The 17,236-nt window shown below is 24.6% G+C and carries 15 protein-coding genes and 1 riboswitch; of the genes, 8 read left to right on the top strand and 7 right to left on the bottom strand.

Features of this window, described 5'->3' with window-relative positions:
• Positions 1–24 precede the first annotated feature (24 nt).
• The 6 genes from KQI36_RS11865 to lipA all read left to right on the top strand — a co-directional run bounded on the left by KQI36_RS11865 (position 25) and on the right by lipA (position 5,463).
• Complete coding sequence (locus KQI36_RS11865; protein ID WP_216451055.1) at positions 25–741, top strand: DUF6320 domain-containing protein; 717 nt, start codon at positions 25–27, stop codon at positions 739–741.
• A 164-nt stretch (positions 742–905) separates the two neighbouring features.
• On the top strand, positions 906–2,210 hold the full coding sequence (locus KQI36_RS11860; protein WP_216451054.1) for a condensation domain-containing protein: 1,305 nt from the start codon (positions 906–908) through the stop codon (positions 2,208–2,210).
• Between the two features lie 23 nt (positions 2,211–2,233).
• Entirely contained in the window at positions 2,234–2,950 is a 717-nt protein-coding gene (locus tag KQI36_RS11855) for a DUF6320 domain-containing protein (protein ID WP_216451053.1), read from the top strand.
• A gap of 314 nt (positions 2,951–3,264) precedes the next feature.
• The gene (locus tag KQI36_RS11850) at positions 3,265–3,480 is read left to right on the top strand and encodes a hypothetical protein (protein WP_010299093.1); all 216 of its coding nucleotides are present in this window, start codon (positions 3,265–3,267) and stop codon (positions 3,478–3,480) included.
• A 104-nt stretch (positions 3,481–3,584) separates the two neighbouring features.
• Positions 3,585–4,565 carry a lipoate--protein ligase gene (gene lplA / locus KQI36_RS11845; RefSeq protein WP_216451052.1) on the top strand — a complete coding sequence of 327 codons (981 nt, stop codon included), beginning with the start codon at positions 3,585–3,587 and terminating at the stop codon, positions 4,563–4,565.
• 37 nt (positions 4,566–4,602) lie between these two features.
• Complete coding sequence (lipA, locus tag KQI36_RS11840) at positions 4,603–5,463, top strand: lipoyl synthase (protein ID WP_216451051.1); 861 nt, start codon at positions 4,603–4,605, stop codon at positions 5,461–5,463.
• Between the two features lie 61 nt (positions 5,464–5,524).
• Here the strand turns inward: lipA and KQI36_RS11835 are convergent, their stop codons facing one another.
• The 7 genes from KQI36_RS11835 to KQI36_RS11805 all read right to left on the bottom strand — a co-directional run bounded on the left by KQI36_RS11835 (position 5,525) and on the right by KQI36_RS11805 (position 15,816).
• Complete coding sequence (locus KQI36_RS11835; RefSeq protein WP_155844791.1) at positions 5,525–5,701, bottom strand: hypothetical protein; 177 nt, start codon at positions 5,699–5,701, stop codon at positions 5,525–5,527.
• A gap of 188 nt (positions 5,702–5,889) precedes the next feature.
• Complete coding sequence (locus KQI36_RS11830) at positions 5,890–6,531, bottom strand: peroxiredoxin (protein WP_216451050.1); 642 nt, start codon at positions 6,529–6,531, stop codon at positions 5,890–5,892.
• 198 nt (positions 6,532–6,729) lie between these two features.
• Positions 6,730–7,803, bottom strand: coding sequence for an ornithine racemase Orr (orr, locus tag KQI36_RS11825; RefSeq protein WP_216451049.1), 1,074 nt, complete (start codon positions 7,801–7,803; stop codon positions 6,730–6,732).
• Positions 7,804–8,199: 396 nt separating this feature from the next.
• The gene (locus tag KQI36_RS11820; RefSeq protein WP_216451048.1) at positions 8,200–9,645 is read right to left on the bottom strand and encodes an amino acid permease; all 1,446 of its coding nucleotides are present in this window, start codon (positions 9,643–9,645) and stop codon (positions 8,200–8,202) included.
• Between the two features lie 191 nt (positions 9,646–9,836).
• Positions 9,837–10,010: riboswitch (Lysine riboswitch) on the bottom strand.
• A 107-nt stretch (positions 10,011–10,117) separates the two neighbouring features.
• Entirely contained in the window at positions 10,118–13,336 is a 3,219-nt protein-coding gene (locus KQI36_RS11815; protein ID WP_216451047.1) for a ligand-binding sensor domain-containing protein, read from the bottom strand.
• Between the two features lie 370 nt (positions 13,337–13,706).
• Positions 13,707–15,014, bottom strand: coding sequence for a helix-turn-helix domain-containing protein (locus KQI36_RS11810; protein ID WP_216451046.1), 1,308 nt, complete (start codon positions 15,012–15,014; stop codon positions 13,707–13,709).
• Between the two features lie 391 nt (positions 15,015–15,405).
• Entirely contained in the window at positions 15,406–15,816 is a 411-nt protein-coding gene (locus tag KQI36_RS11805) for a hypothetical protein (RefSeq protein WP_216451045.1), read from the bottom strand.
• A 352-nt stretch (positions 15,817–16,168) separates the two neighbouring features.
• Between KQI36_RS11805 and KQI36_RS11800 the strand changes: the two genes are divergently transcribed.
• Both KQI36_RS11800 and KQI36_RS11795 read left to right on the top strand, forming a co-directional pair.
• Positions 16,169–16,930 carry a DUF4931 domain-containing protein gene (locus KQI36_RS11800; RefSeq protein ID WP_216451044.1) on the top strand — a complete coding sequence of 254 codons (762 nt, stop codon included), beginning with the start codon at positions 16,169–16,171 and terminating at the stop codon, positions 16,928–16,930.
• Positions 16,931–16,992: 62 nt separating this feature from the next.
• Complete coding sequence (locus KQI36_RS11795; protein WP_010299124.1) at positions 16,993–17,202, top strand: cold-shock protein; 210 nt, start codon at positions 16,993–16,995, stop codon at positions 17,200–17,202.
• The last annotated feature ends 34 nt before the right edge of the window (positions 17,203–17,236 follow it).

Genomic DNA, 17,236 nt, shown 5'->3' with positions numbered 1-17,236 from the left:
AAGATTTACTGGAGGTGTTAATAGTTGTCTTATTGTCCTAAATGTGGTGTGGAAGTTAACCCTAATGTAAAAAAATGTCCTCTATGTAAGTTTGCTTTACCTTACATAGATACGAATTCTTCAGAGAGTTTTTATGATAGTTTTCCTAATGCAGTTAATATTTATAATAAAAAAGTTAAAGAATTTAAAAAAATACTTTTTTCTATAATTAAAGCATTTTGTATATGTAGCATGTTTATAACCTTATTTTGTAATTTTTATATTTCTGGGAAACTTACTTGGTCAAAATACTCTACGGTTTGTATAATTGCAGCTATGTTTTATTTTTATCTAATGTTAGATTTACAATGGAAGTTTAAAAATTTTATAATAGGATTTGGTTTGAATACTTTTATATTAATATTATTATTAGATATTTTTGATGGCAACTTATCTTGGTCTATAAAATTAGGACTTCCATTTATAGTAATGACTATATGTCTTTTATCCATATGCTATGAAGTATTTAGAATTGCTAAACATAAATATTTTAATGTAGCAGGATACACTTTAATTGCCTTATCCGTATATTGTATTGGAATTGATGGTTTTATATCTTTAACTTTATATAACTCATTCAAGTTAAGATGGTCTTTATTAGTAACTATAGTTTTATTGCCTTTAGGTTTAGTACTTATTTATATACATCATAAATTACCTGTTGAATATAAAATTAAATTGAAGAAAAAACTTCATATATAATTAAATTTCAATTAAACCGATATACTATAAATAATACTATTAATTGTTTATAACATAAAAAATCATTCACCATTTAATTTTTAGAAAAATTAATCTACTATTTAAATGATTAATGCTATAATTAGATTAGTTTTAAATTTAGGTTTATTGAAAGAGGTTTATTTATGAAAAAAAAATCAAAATCAAACTGGTACCCTTTAGATAATGCAGGAAAATTATATCCTTCAATAATGTCCTGGAGAGTAAGTACAATTTTTAGAATTTCTTCAACCTTAACAGAATATGTAGATTCTATTTTGCTTCAACATGCATTAAATTTAGTTATTAAGCGTTTTCCTTATTTTCAAGTAAATTTAAGACCAGGATTGTTTTGGTATTATTTTGATCATACAGAAAAAATACCAACAGTTGAAGAAGAAAAATACTATCCTTGCATTCGTTTAGAACTAAAAAAAAAGGGCACCTTTCCTTTTAGAGTAATATACTATAAAAAAAGAATTGCTGTTGAATTTTCACACAGTATAACAGATGGTACCGGTGGAATAATATTTTTACAAAGCCTTTTAAAAGAATATTTTAAACTTAAAAAAATAAATTTTATAGATAAAGATACGTCTTTTTTTAATTATAATGACATTCCAAAAGAAGAAGAATTTGAAGACTCCTTCAAGAGATACTTTAATAAGACTACACCACCACCTTATAAGTTACCGAAGGCATTTCATTTTCCTATGCCTTTAGATACTAAAGGGGTATACCATGTAGTGACAGGAATATTACCTGTTAAAAATATTTTGGAAATTTCTAAAGTTCATGGGGTAACTCTTACTGAATTTATCATAGCTGTTTATTTTGATACTATATTAGATTATATAAAAGAATTAAAAAAAGAAAGCCCTAAAATGAAATTGAATCCAATAATTTTAAATGTACCAGTTAGTTTAAGAAAATCATATGATTCAAAAACACTTAGAAACTTTTTTATCTCTGTAACACCTATGATAGATCCTAGACTTTTAGATTATAATTTTGATGAAATATTGACTTATGTTCATCAATATATGAGAGAAAAAACTCACAAACGTTTTATTAATCAGCAAATAACTAAAAATATAAAAAGCGAACTAAGTTTTTTAAATCGATCTACGCCTCTTTTTATTAAAAATTTAGTGTTACCTATTGCTTATAGCAGACTTGGAGAAGGTAGTTACACCAGTGGAATATCTAATGTTGGTAAGATAACTATGCCTAAAGAACTTGAACCATTTATAGAGCGTTTTGAAGCATATCCGCCTCCTAGTGAAGGTAATAAAATAAAAATCGTTATGGCTAGTTATAAAGATAATCTTTATATAACTTTTGGAAAAGTAACCTACGACAAAACTATAGAAAAAATTTTTTTTAGAAAATTACGAAAAATGGGTATAATTTGCAAAATTGAAACAAACGACAATCCTAGACATAAATAAAATTTAAGGAGGTGTTTTCTTTTATGCCTTATTGTCCTAAATGTGGTATAGAGGTAGAGTATACTTTAACTGAGTGTCCTCTTTGTGAATTTTCTTTACCAAATACAACTCCAGATAGTTTCATTAAAGAAGAAAATAAATTTCCTGATGCTACAAATATTTACCCTTCTAAGCATGAACAACTTAAAAAAGTAATATTTTCAGTATTATTAGCTATTTCCATATGCGGTATTTTTATAGCAACTTTACAAAATATATATTTTTCTAAAACTATTACTTGGTCAAGATATAGCACTGTAAGTATTTTATCTGGAATAATTTACTTATACATAATACTTAAAACTAACTTGTCTTTAGACAAATTTATAAAATCAATGGCTACTAATACTTTATTTTTAATTATTTTATTAGATATTGTTGATGGTGAATTATATTGGTCTATTACATTTGGGTTACCTTGCATTTTTTTGGCTACAATTTTCATACTATCTCTTGTAAAATTAATTAGAATAAGTAAAAATCCAGGATTTAATATAGCTGCATATGTTATATTTCTTTTAACTTTATATTCTTTAGCCATTGACACACTAATATGTCTAAATTATAAAGAATCTATAATATTAACTTGGTCAATAATAATTTCCTTTATAGGATTTCCTCTATCTATTGCTTTATTATACATACATCATAAATTACCAGAACAATATAAAGAAAAGTTTAGAAAAAAATTTCATATATAGTTGTTTTAATATTCCTTTAAATAATATTTTTTTATTTAAAGGTTTTTTATTTCTAACTTTTTAACTTATATTTTTGTTTTTTATTACATATGTCAATAAGTTTTACCATTTATTGTATTATTTTTCTTTCTAAATTTTTGAATTTATTTATATTTAAAGCATATTTTTGAAATAGATTTTACTTTTTCTCAAAACAACTTTTTATTGATTAAATATTGTGTTTTTTTTGAATTTTGTATTTATTTTGTTAAATTTTAGGAGTATAATAATAATCGAAGTTAAAAATATGTATTTAATCTTAGGAGGATTTTAAAATGAAAAAAGTTCTTTCAATCGTATTATCAGTAATGTTAACATTATCTTTAGTTGCTTGTGGTGGAAACAACGCTACTGAGAACAAAACTGAAGGAAATAACACAAAGGTAGAAGACACTAATAAAAAAGATGACACTAAAAAAGATGAAACTAAGGATGCAAATGCAAACAAAGATAAAGATACAAATAAAAAAGAAGAAACTAAACAAAACTAATATTATTTATTCTTAATTATTTAGTTTTAAATAAAAAAGAAAGAGTATAAATTTTCTCTTTCTTTTTTATTTTATACATAACTAAAAAGAAAGGTTGCTAAATAATGATATTTATAAATCACAATAACATAAACCCATATTTTAATCATTCTGCTGAGGAATATATTTTAAAGACTTTAGATAATGATTGTTTTATGTTATGGCAAAATGAGCCTTGCATACTTATTGGTAGAAATCAAAACGCATTTGCTGAAATAAATGAAGATTATGTAAGTAATAATAACATTAAAGTAGTTCGAAGACTTACTGGTGGTGGTGCAGTTTTCAATGATTTAGGGAATATAAATTTTTCTTTTATTTCTCAAAATACTGGTGATGTTACTTCTAACTTTAAAAAATTCACTCTTCCTATAATTAAATCTCTTCATAGTCTAGGAATAGATGCTAAATTTTCAGGAAGAAATGATTTGGTTATAGATGAAAAAAAATTTTCAGGTAATGCTCAATATTATTATAAAAATAAAGTTCTTCATCATGGTACACTTTTGTTTTCAAGCTCTATAGTAAACTTATCTTCAGCTTTAAAGGTAAATCCTCTAAAATTTAAGCATAAAAGTGTATCTTCAGTTAAATCAAGAGTTACTAATATTTCTGATTACCTTAAAGAAAATATGACTGTGCTTAATTTTAAAAAGTATGTATTAGATTTTGTTATGAATGAATTCAATGAAAAAAAGCTATATTCCTTTGATGATACAGCTTTAAAAGAAATTAATAATATTATGAATATACGTTTTGCCACACATGAATGGAATTTTGGTAAGAATTCTAAATATAAATACTCAAAAGAAAAAAGATTTAATGGTGGAACTATTGAAGTTAATTTTAATATTGAAAAAGGAATTATTAAAGATTTTAAATTTTACGGAGATTTTTTCTTCACAAAAAATATTGAATATCTAGAAAGCAAATTTATTGACAAACCGTATAACCCAACTATATTAAGTAATCTACTAAACTCATTTAATATAGAAGATTATATAAAAGGTATATCTAATAAAGATTTAATTAATCTTATGTTTTAGTATAACAATTATTATATTAAGTTGTGGAGGTATTTTTATGTATAAAAGAAAACCAGATTGGTTAAAAGTGAAATTGGAACATAGTGATAATTTTAAAAAAGTACAAGCTTTAACTCGCTCATTATCTTTAAATACTGTATGCACAGAAGCTAATTGCCCAAATAGATTAGAATGTCATAATAAAGGAACTGCAACATTTATGATTTTAGGTAATACCTGCACTAGAAATTGTAGATTTTGTAATGTAACATCTGGAACTCCAACAGATGTAGATCCGCTTGAACCTATACATGTAGCAGAAGCTATTCAAAAACTTAATTTAAGACATGCAGTTATAACTTCTGTAACTAGAGATGATTTAGTTGATGGTGGCGCTTCTCATTTTGCTAATGTTATAAACTGTATTAGAAAGCTTAATCCGTCTACTACAGTTGAAGTTCTTATACCTGATTTAAAAGGAAATTGGAACGGATTGAAAACAATTACAGATGCAAAACCTGAAATTTTAAATCATAATATAGAAACTGTTCCAAGTTTATATAGTAAGGTAAGACCTCAAGCAATTTATTCACGTTCTTTAGAACTTTTAAAAATGGTAAAAAAATTAGATTCCAGTATTTTAACTAAATCCGGTTTTATGCTAGGTTTAGGTGAAAATGATGATGAGGTAATATCTTTATTAAAAGATTTAAGAACTTATGAATGCGATATTGTTACAATTGGTCAATACCTTCAACCTTCTAAAAATCATATTGAATTGGTAGAATATGTTCATCCAGATAAATTTAATAAATTCAAAGACATAGGTATGGATATGGGATTTCGTTATATTGCCTCAGCACCTTTAGTTAGAAGTTCATATAATGCAGCTGAAGCCTTAGATAGTAAAGCCTTGTAAATTTTTAACAACATAAAAAGCAGTATACATTAATTTTAAAACACTGCTTTTTATGTTATCTTCATTTCAGTTTTTTTTCTACAAATCTAAGAGCAAATATATCTATAATAATTACTATTAGAAAAAATAACATCCAAAATATTGATTGCTTATAAGCAGAAATTAACATACATACCATAAATAAAGGTATCTCAAAATTGAATGCTATTTTAAAATATCTTAATGTTTTTCTATCCATTTTAAGTACATCTCCTAAAGCATACATATGCTATTTACTATTTTTCCTTAGATTTATTAATTCTTTTATTAAACATATATAAACTACCTTTATATAACATATAACTTATTCATAAGAATATATTTTACATTAGTTCTTCTTAGTATATATTTTTTATTCTATTTTTTCAATGATTATTAAAATTTATTCTAATCATCTAAACTTTTATACATAAACCATGAAGATAACTTACATATATTTTCATCTTTAATCCTCTTCTCTGTAACTTCTTCACTACTTCCAATTAAAACTTTACTTCCTATAATTTTATTATTAGGCCAATTTGCAGGTGTAAATAAATGCTTTTCACTAGCTATTTGTAAACTTTTAACTATCCTTATTATTTCATCTATGTTTCTACCAATTTCTTTAGGATATTCTAATATAGTTCTTACAGTTCCCTTAAAATCTACTATAACTACTGATCTCGCTGTTGTCGTATCCTTTTGTTCATCTCTTATCATTCCTAGTCGTCTAGATATTTCCTTATTGCTATCATCTATTATTGGGAATTTAATTTCTACATTTAAATTTTCTTTTATCCATAAAATCCAATTTTTATGTTCTTCAATGGTATCAACACTTAGTCCTACAAGTTCAGTATTTAACATTTCAAACTTCTCTATCATTTCTTGAAATGCTACAAATTCTGTTGTACAAACAGGAGTAAAATCTGATGGATGACTAAAAAATACAAACCATTTTCCATAAAAATCATCTGGCAAATTCATCTTCCCTTTTGTAGTAATAACATTCATTTTAGGAAATTTATCTCTTACTAATAATTTCATATAAACTTGAGTTTATAAATAAACTCATCCCCCTTTTCTCTAAATTTTCTGATTTTATTATATCACACATATACTTTTTTCAAAAATGTTCAATTATAGTTATATTTTTCTTTATATCTGCACCTTATCTGTTTATAAATTTTGTTGAAATATGAAAAATATCTCAAGATAAATTCTATCTTGAGATATAGGCTCGTATTACCTGTGTTTATAGTATTTGCTTATATATGGTGATGTCATAGCTTGAAGTAAACATCCATACTTAACATCAAAATCCACTATGTCCCCAACCCTATAATCTTTCATATTTTCAGTCAAATCTAATATCAAATGATCACTGCTTGCTCCTAAAATCTTTATTTTTTCATCCCTAGGACTCATAGCATCTACCTTTATATCTTGTCTTCCTATAGCTAATATTGCTCTTTTCATAATACCTACATCTTCAAAATGCGGTTCTTCACCAAAAGCATTTAATCCTATAGTCCCCTTAGGAACAGAAGGCTTATTTTTTATTTCTACTATCTCTCCTTTTAATGTAAACACATCTTGGAAAGTATTATCAATCTTATTTGCAAAAGATGATTCTGTCCCTAATATAATTCCTTCGCCTATTCTAAGTTGATTTATTCCCTTAGGTATTTGTCCATTTATAACCATATATAAGCTACTAGAATTTCCACCTGATATTATTGGAAGTTTTATATCTAATATTTTCTCTAGCTTGTCCCTTAACTCAACTAACTTTCCAAGATTATTTTCATCTGGCAATACACCACCATAGCAAGTTAAATTAGTTCCAACACCTATTAGTTTTATATTAGGAAGCTTTAATATTTCTTTAACTGTATCTAATAAATCTAGTTCTAATACCCCTTCTCTTAAATCTCCTAAATCTATCATAAGTATAATATTGTGTGTTTTTTTTGCTCTTTTTGCTGCTTTTGATAATTTCTCTATAACTTTTAACTCAGAATTTAAACTTACATCAGAATATTTAACAACATTGGATGCATCACTTTCCATGGGTATTCTTACTAAATACTTTTCACAATTTAGTTCAGCTACGCCCCTCAAGTTCTGAATTCTTGCATCTCCTATTGTTTTAATTCCAGCTTCAACCATAGCATTAACTATAGGCTTTTTAGCACAAAACCCTTTTGTTATAGCAACTACTTCTATTCCTTGATCATTGCATAATTTCAAAATTGTCTTGCAATTATGTGCTAACTTATTCAAATCTACTTCTATACAAGGATAACTTCTTCGCATATTCCCACAACCCCCTATTTAAAGCCCTGTTAAAACATATTATGTATTTTAATAATATGTCTTACGTATAACTATATAATTTTTTTAGATAATTTAAATTCTTTTATTATTTTAATCAAAATATTTAGAATTTATAATTTATTATTAGTATAATAATACCATTAAATCACATTATTTCATAGCTGCTACACTATCATTCTACATATTTTTTGAAGGATATCTTGCCAATAACATAATTCCATTCACATATACATTAAAGAAAAATTTAAATATTACATGTAATTAATAGATAGTGAAGAGTTTTTTTAGGCTTAGGTTACAACCATAAAGTTATAATATAATTTCAAATAAAATATTTGTTCAATTTTATTATCCTCTCCACTATCTACTTTTTAATTATGCTATTTTATTATTATTTTCATCTTTTTCATTATATTTCAAATCAACATCTTCTAATTTTACTACTTTAGTCTTATTTTTAATTTTATATCCACCATATAAAATTATAAATAATGGTAATCCAATATAAGATGCTATCAATCCTTGCCAATCTATTGTATCCCCACTTAAATAACTATATCCTTGTCCTATTATTATTATTACACACATTACCAATGCAATAATTGGTCCTAATGGGTATAACTTAGCTTTATATTTTAAATCAGATAATTTTTTATTTTGTGCTATATAAGCTCTTCTAAATCTATAGTGACAAAGTGCAATACCTACCCAAGCTATAAATCCTGCTAATCCTGATGCCGCTACTAACCACACATAAACTGTATTTTCTGCAAAAATTCCTGTTAAAAAACATATTGATGCAATACAAGTAGTTAATATTATAGCATTAACAGGAACTCCTTTTGAATTGGTTTTTGCAAAAGTTTTTGGTGCCATTCCTTCTTTAGCCATAGCATGTAACATTCTACTTGATGCATACATTCCAGAATTTCCTGCTGATAATATAGATGTTAAAATTACAGCATTCATTATTGATGCAGCCATAGATATTCCTGCCCTTTCAAAAACAACCGTAAAGGCACTCTGTTCTACTCCTAACTCTGTATAAGGTATTATAGCCCCAATAATAACAATCGTTCCTAAATAGAATATTAATATTCTCCAAAATATAGTACTTACTGCTTTAGGTATAGTTTTCTCTGGATTTTCACTTTCAGCTGCTGCAACACCAACAAGTTCTGTTCCCTGAAAAGCAAATCCAGCTAATAAAAAAATCATAAATATTGAATTCTTCCCTCCAACAAAAGGTCCTCCATTTGCAGTAAAGTTTTTAAATCCTATTTTTTCTCCGCCTATTATTCCTAAAATAGTTAAAACTCCAATTAATAAAAATATTATTACTGTTATAATTTTTATACTAGCAAACCAATATTCTGATTCACCAAAAGCTTTAGAAGATAATAAATTCAACCCTACTATTATAGTTAAAAATACAATACTCCAGATAACCGGCTTTACATCTGGAAACCAATATTTCATTATCAAACCACCAGCTACCATCTCTGCAGCTATTGTTATTGCCCAGTTATACCAGTAATTCCAACCAAGTGCAAATCCCAATGATGGATCTATAAATTTTGTTGCATAAGCACTAAAAGAACCAGATATAGGCATATATGTAGCCATTTCACCTAAACTAGTAATTAAAAAATATACCATAACACCAATTAACCCATATGCTATTAGTGCGCCTCCTGGCCCTGCCTTATGTATGGTATCCCCCATTGCAAGAAATATGCCTGTCCCTATTGCACCTCCCATTGCAATCATGTTTAGGTGTCGTGATTTTAAACCTCTTTGTAACTCTTCATTGTTTTTCATTACGCTTCCTCCTTATGGGCATTTTATTAGGTAATCCATAATAACTGCTCAATTATTAATTCCCATAAGTAATTAACCAAGATACATACACATTGAATAAACTGAATAATTATTCACATTTTAAAAAAGAAAAAGCCATAAGCATATACTTATGGCTTCGAATTCCTTTTAAAAATAATCTTCAAAGTTTATAAAGTAATAGCCCTCCACAAAATATTTTGTGACAGTTTTATATATATTCTATATAAAACCAGCCAATAGCCTTAAAGCATACACTATTAACTTCGGCAAAATTCCCTTTCTTATTACTTCATCGTGCTTATCTCCATAATAATACTCTTTAATTTTGCTCCTCTATCTTAATTATTTACTTTTAATATATGTATTATTATGCATCCTTTAAACTTTTAAGTCAATAGATATTATCTTTTTCAGAATTAAATATATATTCTTTTTTTTCATTCATTAAACATTATTGATAAAGTGGCAAAGTTATTATAAACTCACTTCCTTTACCTAATTCACTTTTCAACTCAATAGTTCCTTTATGAAGTTTTATCAATTGCATTGTAAGTGTTAATCCAAGCCCACTTCCTCCATGCTCTTCTGACGATTTATCATAAGCTTGTGAAAATCTATTAAATATACTTTCATGATTCTGTTTGTCTATACCAACACCAGTGTCTCTTACAGATATTGAAACAGTATCACCGTTATCAAATATCTTTATTTCTATAAGTCCACCTCTATTAGTAAATTTAACTGAATTTCCTATTAAATTAATAATACATCTTTCAATATCACTTGGATCACACTCTATAATCTTTTCCTCAATCTCAGGATCAATTATAAGCTCTATGCCTTTATCCTCTATAAATTCTTTCATAGATAACGCTAATTCCTCAACTAAATAAACTATATCTACCTTTTGTATATGAATTTTATAGCTTCCTGAATCAATCTTAGATGTATCAATTATATTATTTATAAGCCTTAGCAATCTATTAGAATTCTTTGTCATGACATCTAAATAGTATATCATTTTTTCATTTTGTATTGCTATTCTATCTATAGTAAACCTATTTAAAAGTTGAAGTGTAGACATAACAACATTTAATGGAGTTCTTAATTCGTGCGATAAATTAATAAAATAGTTATTTTTATATCTCTCTGTCTCTATTAATTTGTCATATAATTTTTTATTTTCCTTTAATTTTGTATTAAGTTCCAAAGTTCTTTGATGAACCATCTTTTCTAATATATTTACATAATTCCATATTATATATATAAGTAAAGTTAATATTAAAATATAAATAAAATATGCAATAGGAGTTTTCCAAGGCGGATTCATTATATTTATCGATAACTTAGTTTCCTCACTCCAAACCCCTGCAGTATTTCTTGCTTTAACTGTAAATACATATTTTCCTGGTGGTATATTAGTGTAATTACCGTAATTTCTATTTTTACAATATACCCATTCTTTATCAAATCCATTTAATTTATAGCAATATTCAGTTTTAGATGTATTATTGTATTCTGGAAGAAAAAATTCTACATTAAAGTGATTTTCATTATATTTAAGTGTAATGTTTTTATTATACTTTAGTATATTTCCATTAAATAAAACCTCTTTAATAACTACCTTTGGAATATAATTATCTTGATTCAGATTTTTAGGATAAAATGTATTAAATCCATTAATTCCACCAAAAAACATTTCTCCTGATTTACTTTTAAACATAGAATAAGAATTAAATTCATTACTTTGCAATCCATCTGTTACATTAAATTTTAAAAATTTATTTTGTTTTATATCTAACTTTGACATACCATTGTTAGTACTCATCCATGGATTTTGTTCTTCATCTATAAGAAGACCATAAACAAAATTATTAGATAATCCTTCACTTTCTGTATATACTGTAAACTCCTCTGTTTTAGGATTAAATTTATTTAATCCATAATTAGTGGCTATCCATAAATTTCCTACATCATCTCCCCTTATACATTTAACACTATTCATACTTAAACAATTATCATCCACTATATGACTTGTATAATTTTTCACTGTTCCTTTTTCTCTATTATATTTTATAATTCCACCATTTAAGGCAGCTCCAATCCATAAATTTCCTTTATCATCTTCATATATAGATGTTATGAATTCATCTGTCAATCCACCCTTTTTAAAAATTTCTTTTTCTTCTTTAAATACTCCATTCTTATCCCTGCAAGTTAGTCCATTTCTTGACCCAATCCACATATTATCTTTACTATCAAAATAAATATATCTGGTCTCGTTAGATGATAATCCATCTTCTATGTAATATCTTGTGAACGTTTCCGTTCTTTTATCAAATTTATTTAATCCATCGGATGTTGATATCCATATCTCATCATTATTATTTGCATTAACATGCCAAATTTCATTACTACTTATACTATTCTCATTATTAGGATTATGTTTATAAATTTTAACCTCTCCAGTTTTTCTATTTAAACAATTTAATCCACCACTTATAGTTCCAAACCAAACTAAACCATCATCATCTTCATATATACCCATTATGGATTTATCGCTAAAGGTTTTTTCAATAGTTGGATTAAATTTGTAACTGGTAAAGAAAGTATTAGGATTAAACATATTTATACCATCATATGTACCTATCCAAATAATACCTGACTTATCTTTAAATATACTTAGAATATTATTATTTATTATACTTTGATTATCATAAATATTATGATTAAAAGTTATAAATTCATTGGTTTTATGATTATATCTACAAAGACCTTTATCCGTACCAATTAATATTTCATTATCACTCATAGATTTTATGCATCTAACGTAATTACTTGGTATTTGCCTTTTATTATCTTCATTTCCATCATTAACATAGTACTCTATCTGTTCTTTTTTTAAGTCTAATTTATTCAAACCACCAAATTTTGTTGCAATCCAAATAATATTATTTTTATCACAGTATATGTTAAATATATAATCATCACTTAATGGCATAATTTCACTATTTTTTGAATACCTTGTGATTTTTTTATCACTTACATTTAAACTATTTAATCCTTTTTTAGTCCCTATCCAAATCAAACCATTTTCATCTTCATCTAATGACAAGATAAAATTATCAGATAAGCTATTTTCATTTTCTTTATTGTTACAAAATTTTATAAATATATCCTTTTGTTCATCATATAAGTTTAAACCGTTTTCAGTGCCTATCCATAGGTTACCCTTACTATCTATAAGTAAATTCCATATATTATAATGAGATATTCCTGATAAATTATTTTCATCATAAAAATAATTTTTTATTACTTGATTTTTTTTATCTATTTTACTTAATCCCTTACTAGTTGCTATCCATATGTTTCCTTTTAAATCTTCTGCTATATCTGCAATATAACTTCCAGCTATGCCATTTTTACTTCTTTTATCAAATTTATAACTTTCAAAACTATACCCATCATACTTATTTAAACCATCTGCTGTACCAAACCACATATATCCTTCACTATCTTGAAATATAGCAGAAACGGAATTTTGTGATAATCCATTTTCTATGGTTATACTTTTAAAATTTATATTTTTTTCTTTTGCTTCTACATTAAATATAAATAATATAGAAAATATTATAACACTTAATATAAATAAACTGCTTTTTTTTCTCATACTTCCCCTCATCTTAGATTAGTATATAACTTTATTTTTTAATAAATTTCTTCAAATTAAATTATATCAATTATTTTACAAAATTTCTATTATTATTTATTAACTTATATTTTATACATAATATCCAATTTATTTTACACATAAACTTAAATGTTAGTTGAACTCTTATATATGCTTTAAGTTAACTTTTAAATTACTCATTCTAAAATTTGAATACTTAAAATAGTAAAATGTATTACTACATTTTAAGTATCTAAATCTTAAAGGAATTAGCTTTAAATTTAATTAATTCCTAATATAAAATAAAGTTAATTTAAAAATTTATTTTAAATTAACTTTATTTTAGTTTACTTCCCTAATTTTTTAAATTTTAAATCAAAAATTCTAATATATCTTCTATTATTTCTCTCTCTTCTAACTTATTATAATATTTTATTAGATTTAAAATGATTGTGTGATTTTTATCTATTTTTCCTTTAGAAACCAATTCCATTATTAAATTTTTTATGTTATTTACTTCTTCATAATTTCCCTCATTAATATACATATCTAATAAAATTAAAATACTCTTTTCTAAAATTATTTTTTCATTTAATTCTATAGCAATTTCTTTTGCTTTTTTTAAATATACTACTGATTCTTCTTTCAAATTTAAGGCTTTAGTTGCTATAGCTATATTGATATATACTTTAGATTTTAATTCTTCTGGAATTTGAAATTCTCTATCTAACTTTATTAATTTATTAGAATATTTTTGTAAATTCCTTCTGTCTTTTAATGAGTTATATATTTCAAGTATATTGGTATTGCATTCAAATTGTCGTTGTAAATCATTAATAGATATTATTTTTAATATATTTTTTTCTATATCTAATGATTCTAAAAATGAATTTTTTTCTCTTAAACAAGATGATTTTAATTTTAACAAGTTTATATACTCATCTGGATAATTTTTTAAATATTTTTCAAAAGTTTTTTCTAATTTTTTTATGCATTCCAATGAATAATCTATCTTCTTAATTTCTCTATAACAAATAATTTCTTTTATTATTATATTATATTTTTGTGAATCTTTTAGCTCTTTAAACTCATGCAATGTAAAATTTATTAAACTTAATGCTTGATCATACTTTTCAGTGATTATACAACAAGAAACTAGTTTATATATTAAATTAAAAAATTCTTCTTTATCATCATTTAACATATAATTTTCATATGCTTTATTATAAAAATAATACGCTTTGTGGTATTTTTCGATGATTTTAAACTTATCTCCTATTTTTGAAAATATAATTATTTTCTTTTCTCTACAATTATATTTTTTTAAAAACACTTCAACCTCATCAAAAGAGTATTCTATTGTATCCATTTTACTTATATCAGTCTTTTCTATAAATTCAATATAATTATCACAAATTTTATTTACTTGTGAAGTAACATTTTCTAAAAGATAATCTGCAGTTATATAGAAATCTATTGAATTTCTATTACAATAAATATTTATATTATCCGCTAATATTTTAGCCACATTCTCTGTTAAATTTGCCTTATTATTTTCTATTATGCTAATAAGATTACGTGTAATTTCACCACCAGTTATATCTTGTTGTTTAATTTTAAACCTTTTTCTAATATTTTTTATTTTTTCCCCCGGACTTAAAACTTCTATTGATTTCATAAACCCCACCTCACATTTTTAAATTTATAAGAGGATATACCCTAGACCTAATTTTTTAAATATTTACACATTTGATTCGATTTTATATTTTAATATTGATACTGCATTTTATCATTTACATGTAAGCTCCTCAAAAAATTCTTTTAATTTATATATCTTTTACTATTAATTTAAATTATAATTAAGAAATAGTAAACCTATTTTATTATAATTTAAAAAATTAACATGAAATAGTACAAAAAATTAACTATTATTTAATATATTATACATTAAATAAGTCATTATAATAATGTTTTTAATAAAAAAATTAATATTAATTATTTAATACAAAAAAGCATGAATGAAATAACAATCATACTTTTTTATTATATTACAAAATATTTTAAATTTTTTATTCACTTAAAAGCACCGCTCCACCAATTACAATTTTTTCATTTTTTTTATTTTTAGGTGTTGTAAATCCTCTTACTTTTATTATATCTCCAATTTTGAGGTTTGAAATATTTACCCCTTTTTGAAATCCTATAGCTATATCCTCTTCTCCCTCACTTGATATAATTATCCTCTTATTTTTTGTACTTTTAACTTTTAATTTAACTTCAATAACCTTTTTATAAAACTTTTTATTGTTTTTAATTGACATTTCTTCACTTAATTCTTTTGGTGTTATACATACTATATCACTACTCTTAGCTTCTTTCACTTTTTCATTAGCATACTCTATAATTTTATTTATTCCAAATATCCCTCCTATAATTATAACTAATATAATAAAACTTGATATTATCACAGTTCGTTTCATATTTTATACCTCCACAAATACCTAAAATTCAATTTTAATTCATATATTTATTCTAATAATTCTCTATAACATATATTGTAATTAACATTATATTGTATAAACCTTTACTATATCTTTAATAAACCTTAAAATAACATTAATTTTTAATAAATATTAGTTTAAAACATGTCTTTTTTCATTACATTTTTAATCTTTTTACCTTAACACTATTTTCATTCTTTTATGTTATAATGTATAAATAAGTACTTAGAATGTTATAAACTTTAAGTCGATTTTTAATTGAATAAACTCTAACATGTATCAAAATATAATTTTGTTTATTTAATTTAATGTTTTATAAGTAGGTGACAATATGAACGGCGATAAATATATAAATTTTCTATACAATATAGGTGCAAGTAAGCCTAATAACATAAATAAATCGAATATATCTTGCCCTTTTTGTGATAAATCTAAATTAAGCAATATATTAGATGAGGATGAAGATATTATTCTTTTAAAGAATAAATACCCTACCCTTGAAAACTCATTACAATTAGTAATAATTGAAAGTGATAAATGTGATTTAAATATGTCCTTTTATTCTAAAGAACATATAAGAAAGTTGTTTGATTTTGCAATTAAGCATTGGTTTAAATTAAGAGAAAGTAACAAATTTAAATCTGTAATTTTATATAAAAATCATGGACCTTTATCTGGTGGAAGCTTAAAACACCCTCATATGCAAATAATAGGTCTTAATGATATAGATTATGAAGATACTTTAAAAGACATATATTTTCGTGGAGATATAATCCATAAAGATAAACATTGTGAAATTAATTTATCAGATAAGCCATTAACTTGCTTTACTGAATTTAATGTTATTATAAAAGATATTGAAGATATAGATTACCTTGCAGATAACGTACAAAAGGTTGTTCACTATATTTTAAATAATTATAGATCGAACTGTGATAGTTTTAATCTATTCTTTTACTGTTGGCATGAGGAAATAATTTGTAAAATTACACCACGTTTTGTTACATCTCCTCTGTTACTAGGATACTCATTAAAACAAGTTCCAAATAATAATGATGAAACCATTGATTCTATAAAAAAATTATACTTTTAGTATAATTTCCTTATATTTGCAAACACTAGTTATTGAATTTAATTTTAAAGGAGAGCGTTAAAATGACAATGTATAATGGTGTTATTAAATGGTTTGATAATTCAAAAGGATATGGATTTATTTCTGCAAATAATGGAAATGATATATTTGTTCATCATTCACAAGTAAAAGAAAAAGGAAACGATAAAGATTTACATGAAGGTGAACAGGTTGAATTTGATATAACAGAAGGTTCTAAAGGGCCTATGGCAATTAATGTTCAAAAACTTTAATTTTATTATTTAAAATTAAAATAAAAGACCAAAA

The organism is Clostridium senegalense, assembly GCF_018916625.1.
GTDB lineage: Bacteria > Bacillota > Clostridia > Clostridiales > Clostridiaceae > Clostridium_J > Clostridium_J senegalense.
This window is presented reverse-complemented; position numbering and strand designations above follow the sequence as displayed.

Coding starts and splice junctions, on each gene's coding strand:
- KQI36_RS11850 (WP_010299093.1), top strand. CDS start 3,265: ATGAAAAAAGTTCTTTCAATCGTATTATCAGTAATGTTAACATTATCT.
- lipA (WP_216451051.1), top strand. CDS start 4,603: ATGTATAAAAGAAAACCAGATTGGTTAAAAGTGAAATTGGAACATAGT.
- KQI36_RS11810 (WP_216451046.1), bottom strand. CDS start 15,014: ATGAAATCAATAGAAGTTTTAAGTCCGGGGGAAAAAATAAAAAATATT.
- KQI36_RS11815 (WP_216451047.1), bottom strand. CDS start 13,336: ATGAGAAAAAAAAGCAGTTTATTTATATTAAGTGTTATAATATTTTCT.
- KQI36_RS11835 (WP_155844791.1), bottom strand. CDS start 5,701: ATGGATAGAAAAACATTAAGATATTTTAAAATAGCATTCAATTTTGAG.
- lplA (WP_216451052.1), top strand. CDS start 3,585: ATGATATTTATAAATCACAATAACATAAACCCATATTTTAATCATTCT.
- KQI36_RS11805 (WP_216451045.1), bottom strand. CDS start 15,816: ATGAAACGAACTGTGATAATATCAAGTTTTATTATATTAGTTATAATT.
- KQI36_RS11795 (WP_010299124.1), top strand. CDS start 16,993: ATGACAATGTATAATGGTGTTATTAAATGGTTTGATAATTCAAAAGGA.
- KQI36_RS11860 (WP_216451054.1), top strand. CDS start 906: ATGAAAAAAAAATCAAAATCAAACTGGTACCCTTTAGATAATGCAGGA.
- KQI36_RS11830 (WP_216451050.1), bottom strand. CDS start 6,531: ATGAAATTATTAGTAAGAGATAAATTTCCTAAAATGAATGTTATTACT.
- KQI36_RS11800 (WP_216451044.1), top strand. CDS start 16,169: ATGAACGGCGATAAATATATAAATTTTCTATACAATATAGGTGCAAGT.
- KQI36_RS11855 (WP_216451053.1), top strand. CDS start 2,234: ATGCCTTATTGTCCTAAATGTGGTATAGAGGTAGAGTATACTTTAACT.
- orr (WP_216451049.1), bottom strand. CDS start 7,803: ATGCGAAGAAGTTATCCTTGTATAGAAGTAGATTTGAATAAGTTAGCA.
- KQI36_RS11820 (WP_216451048.1), bottom strand. CDS start 9,645: ATGAAAAACAATGAAGAGTTACAAAGAGGTTTAAAATCACGACACCTA.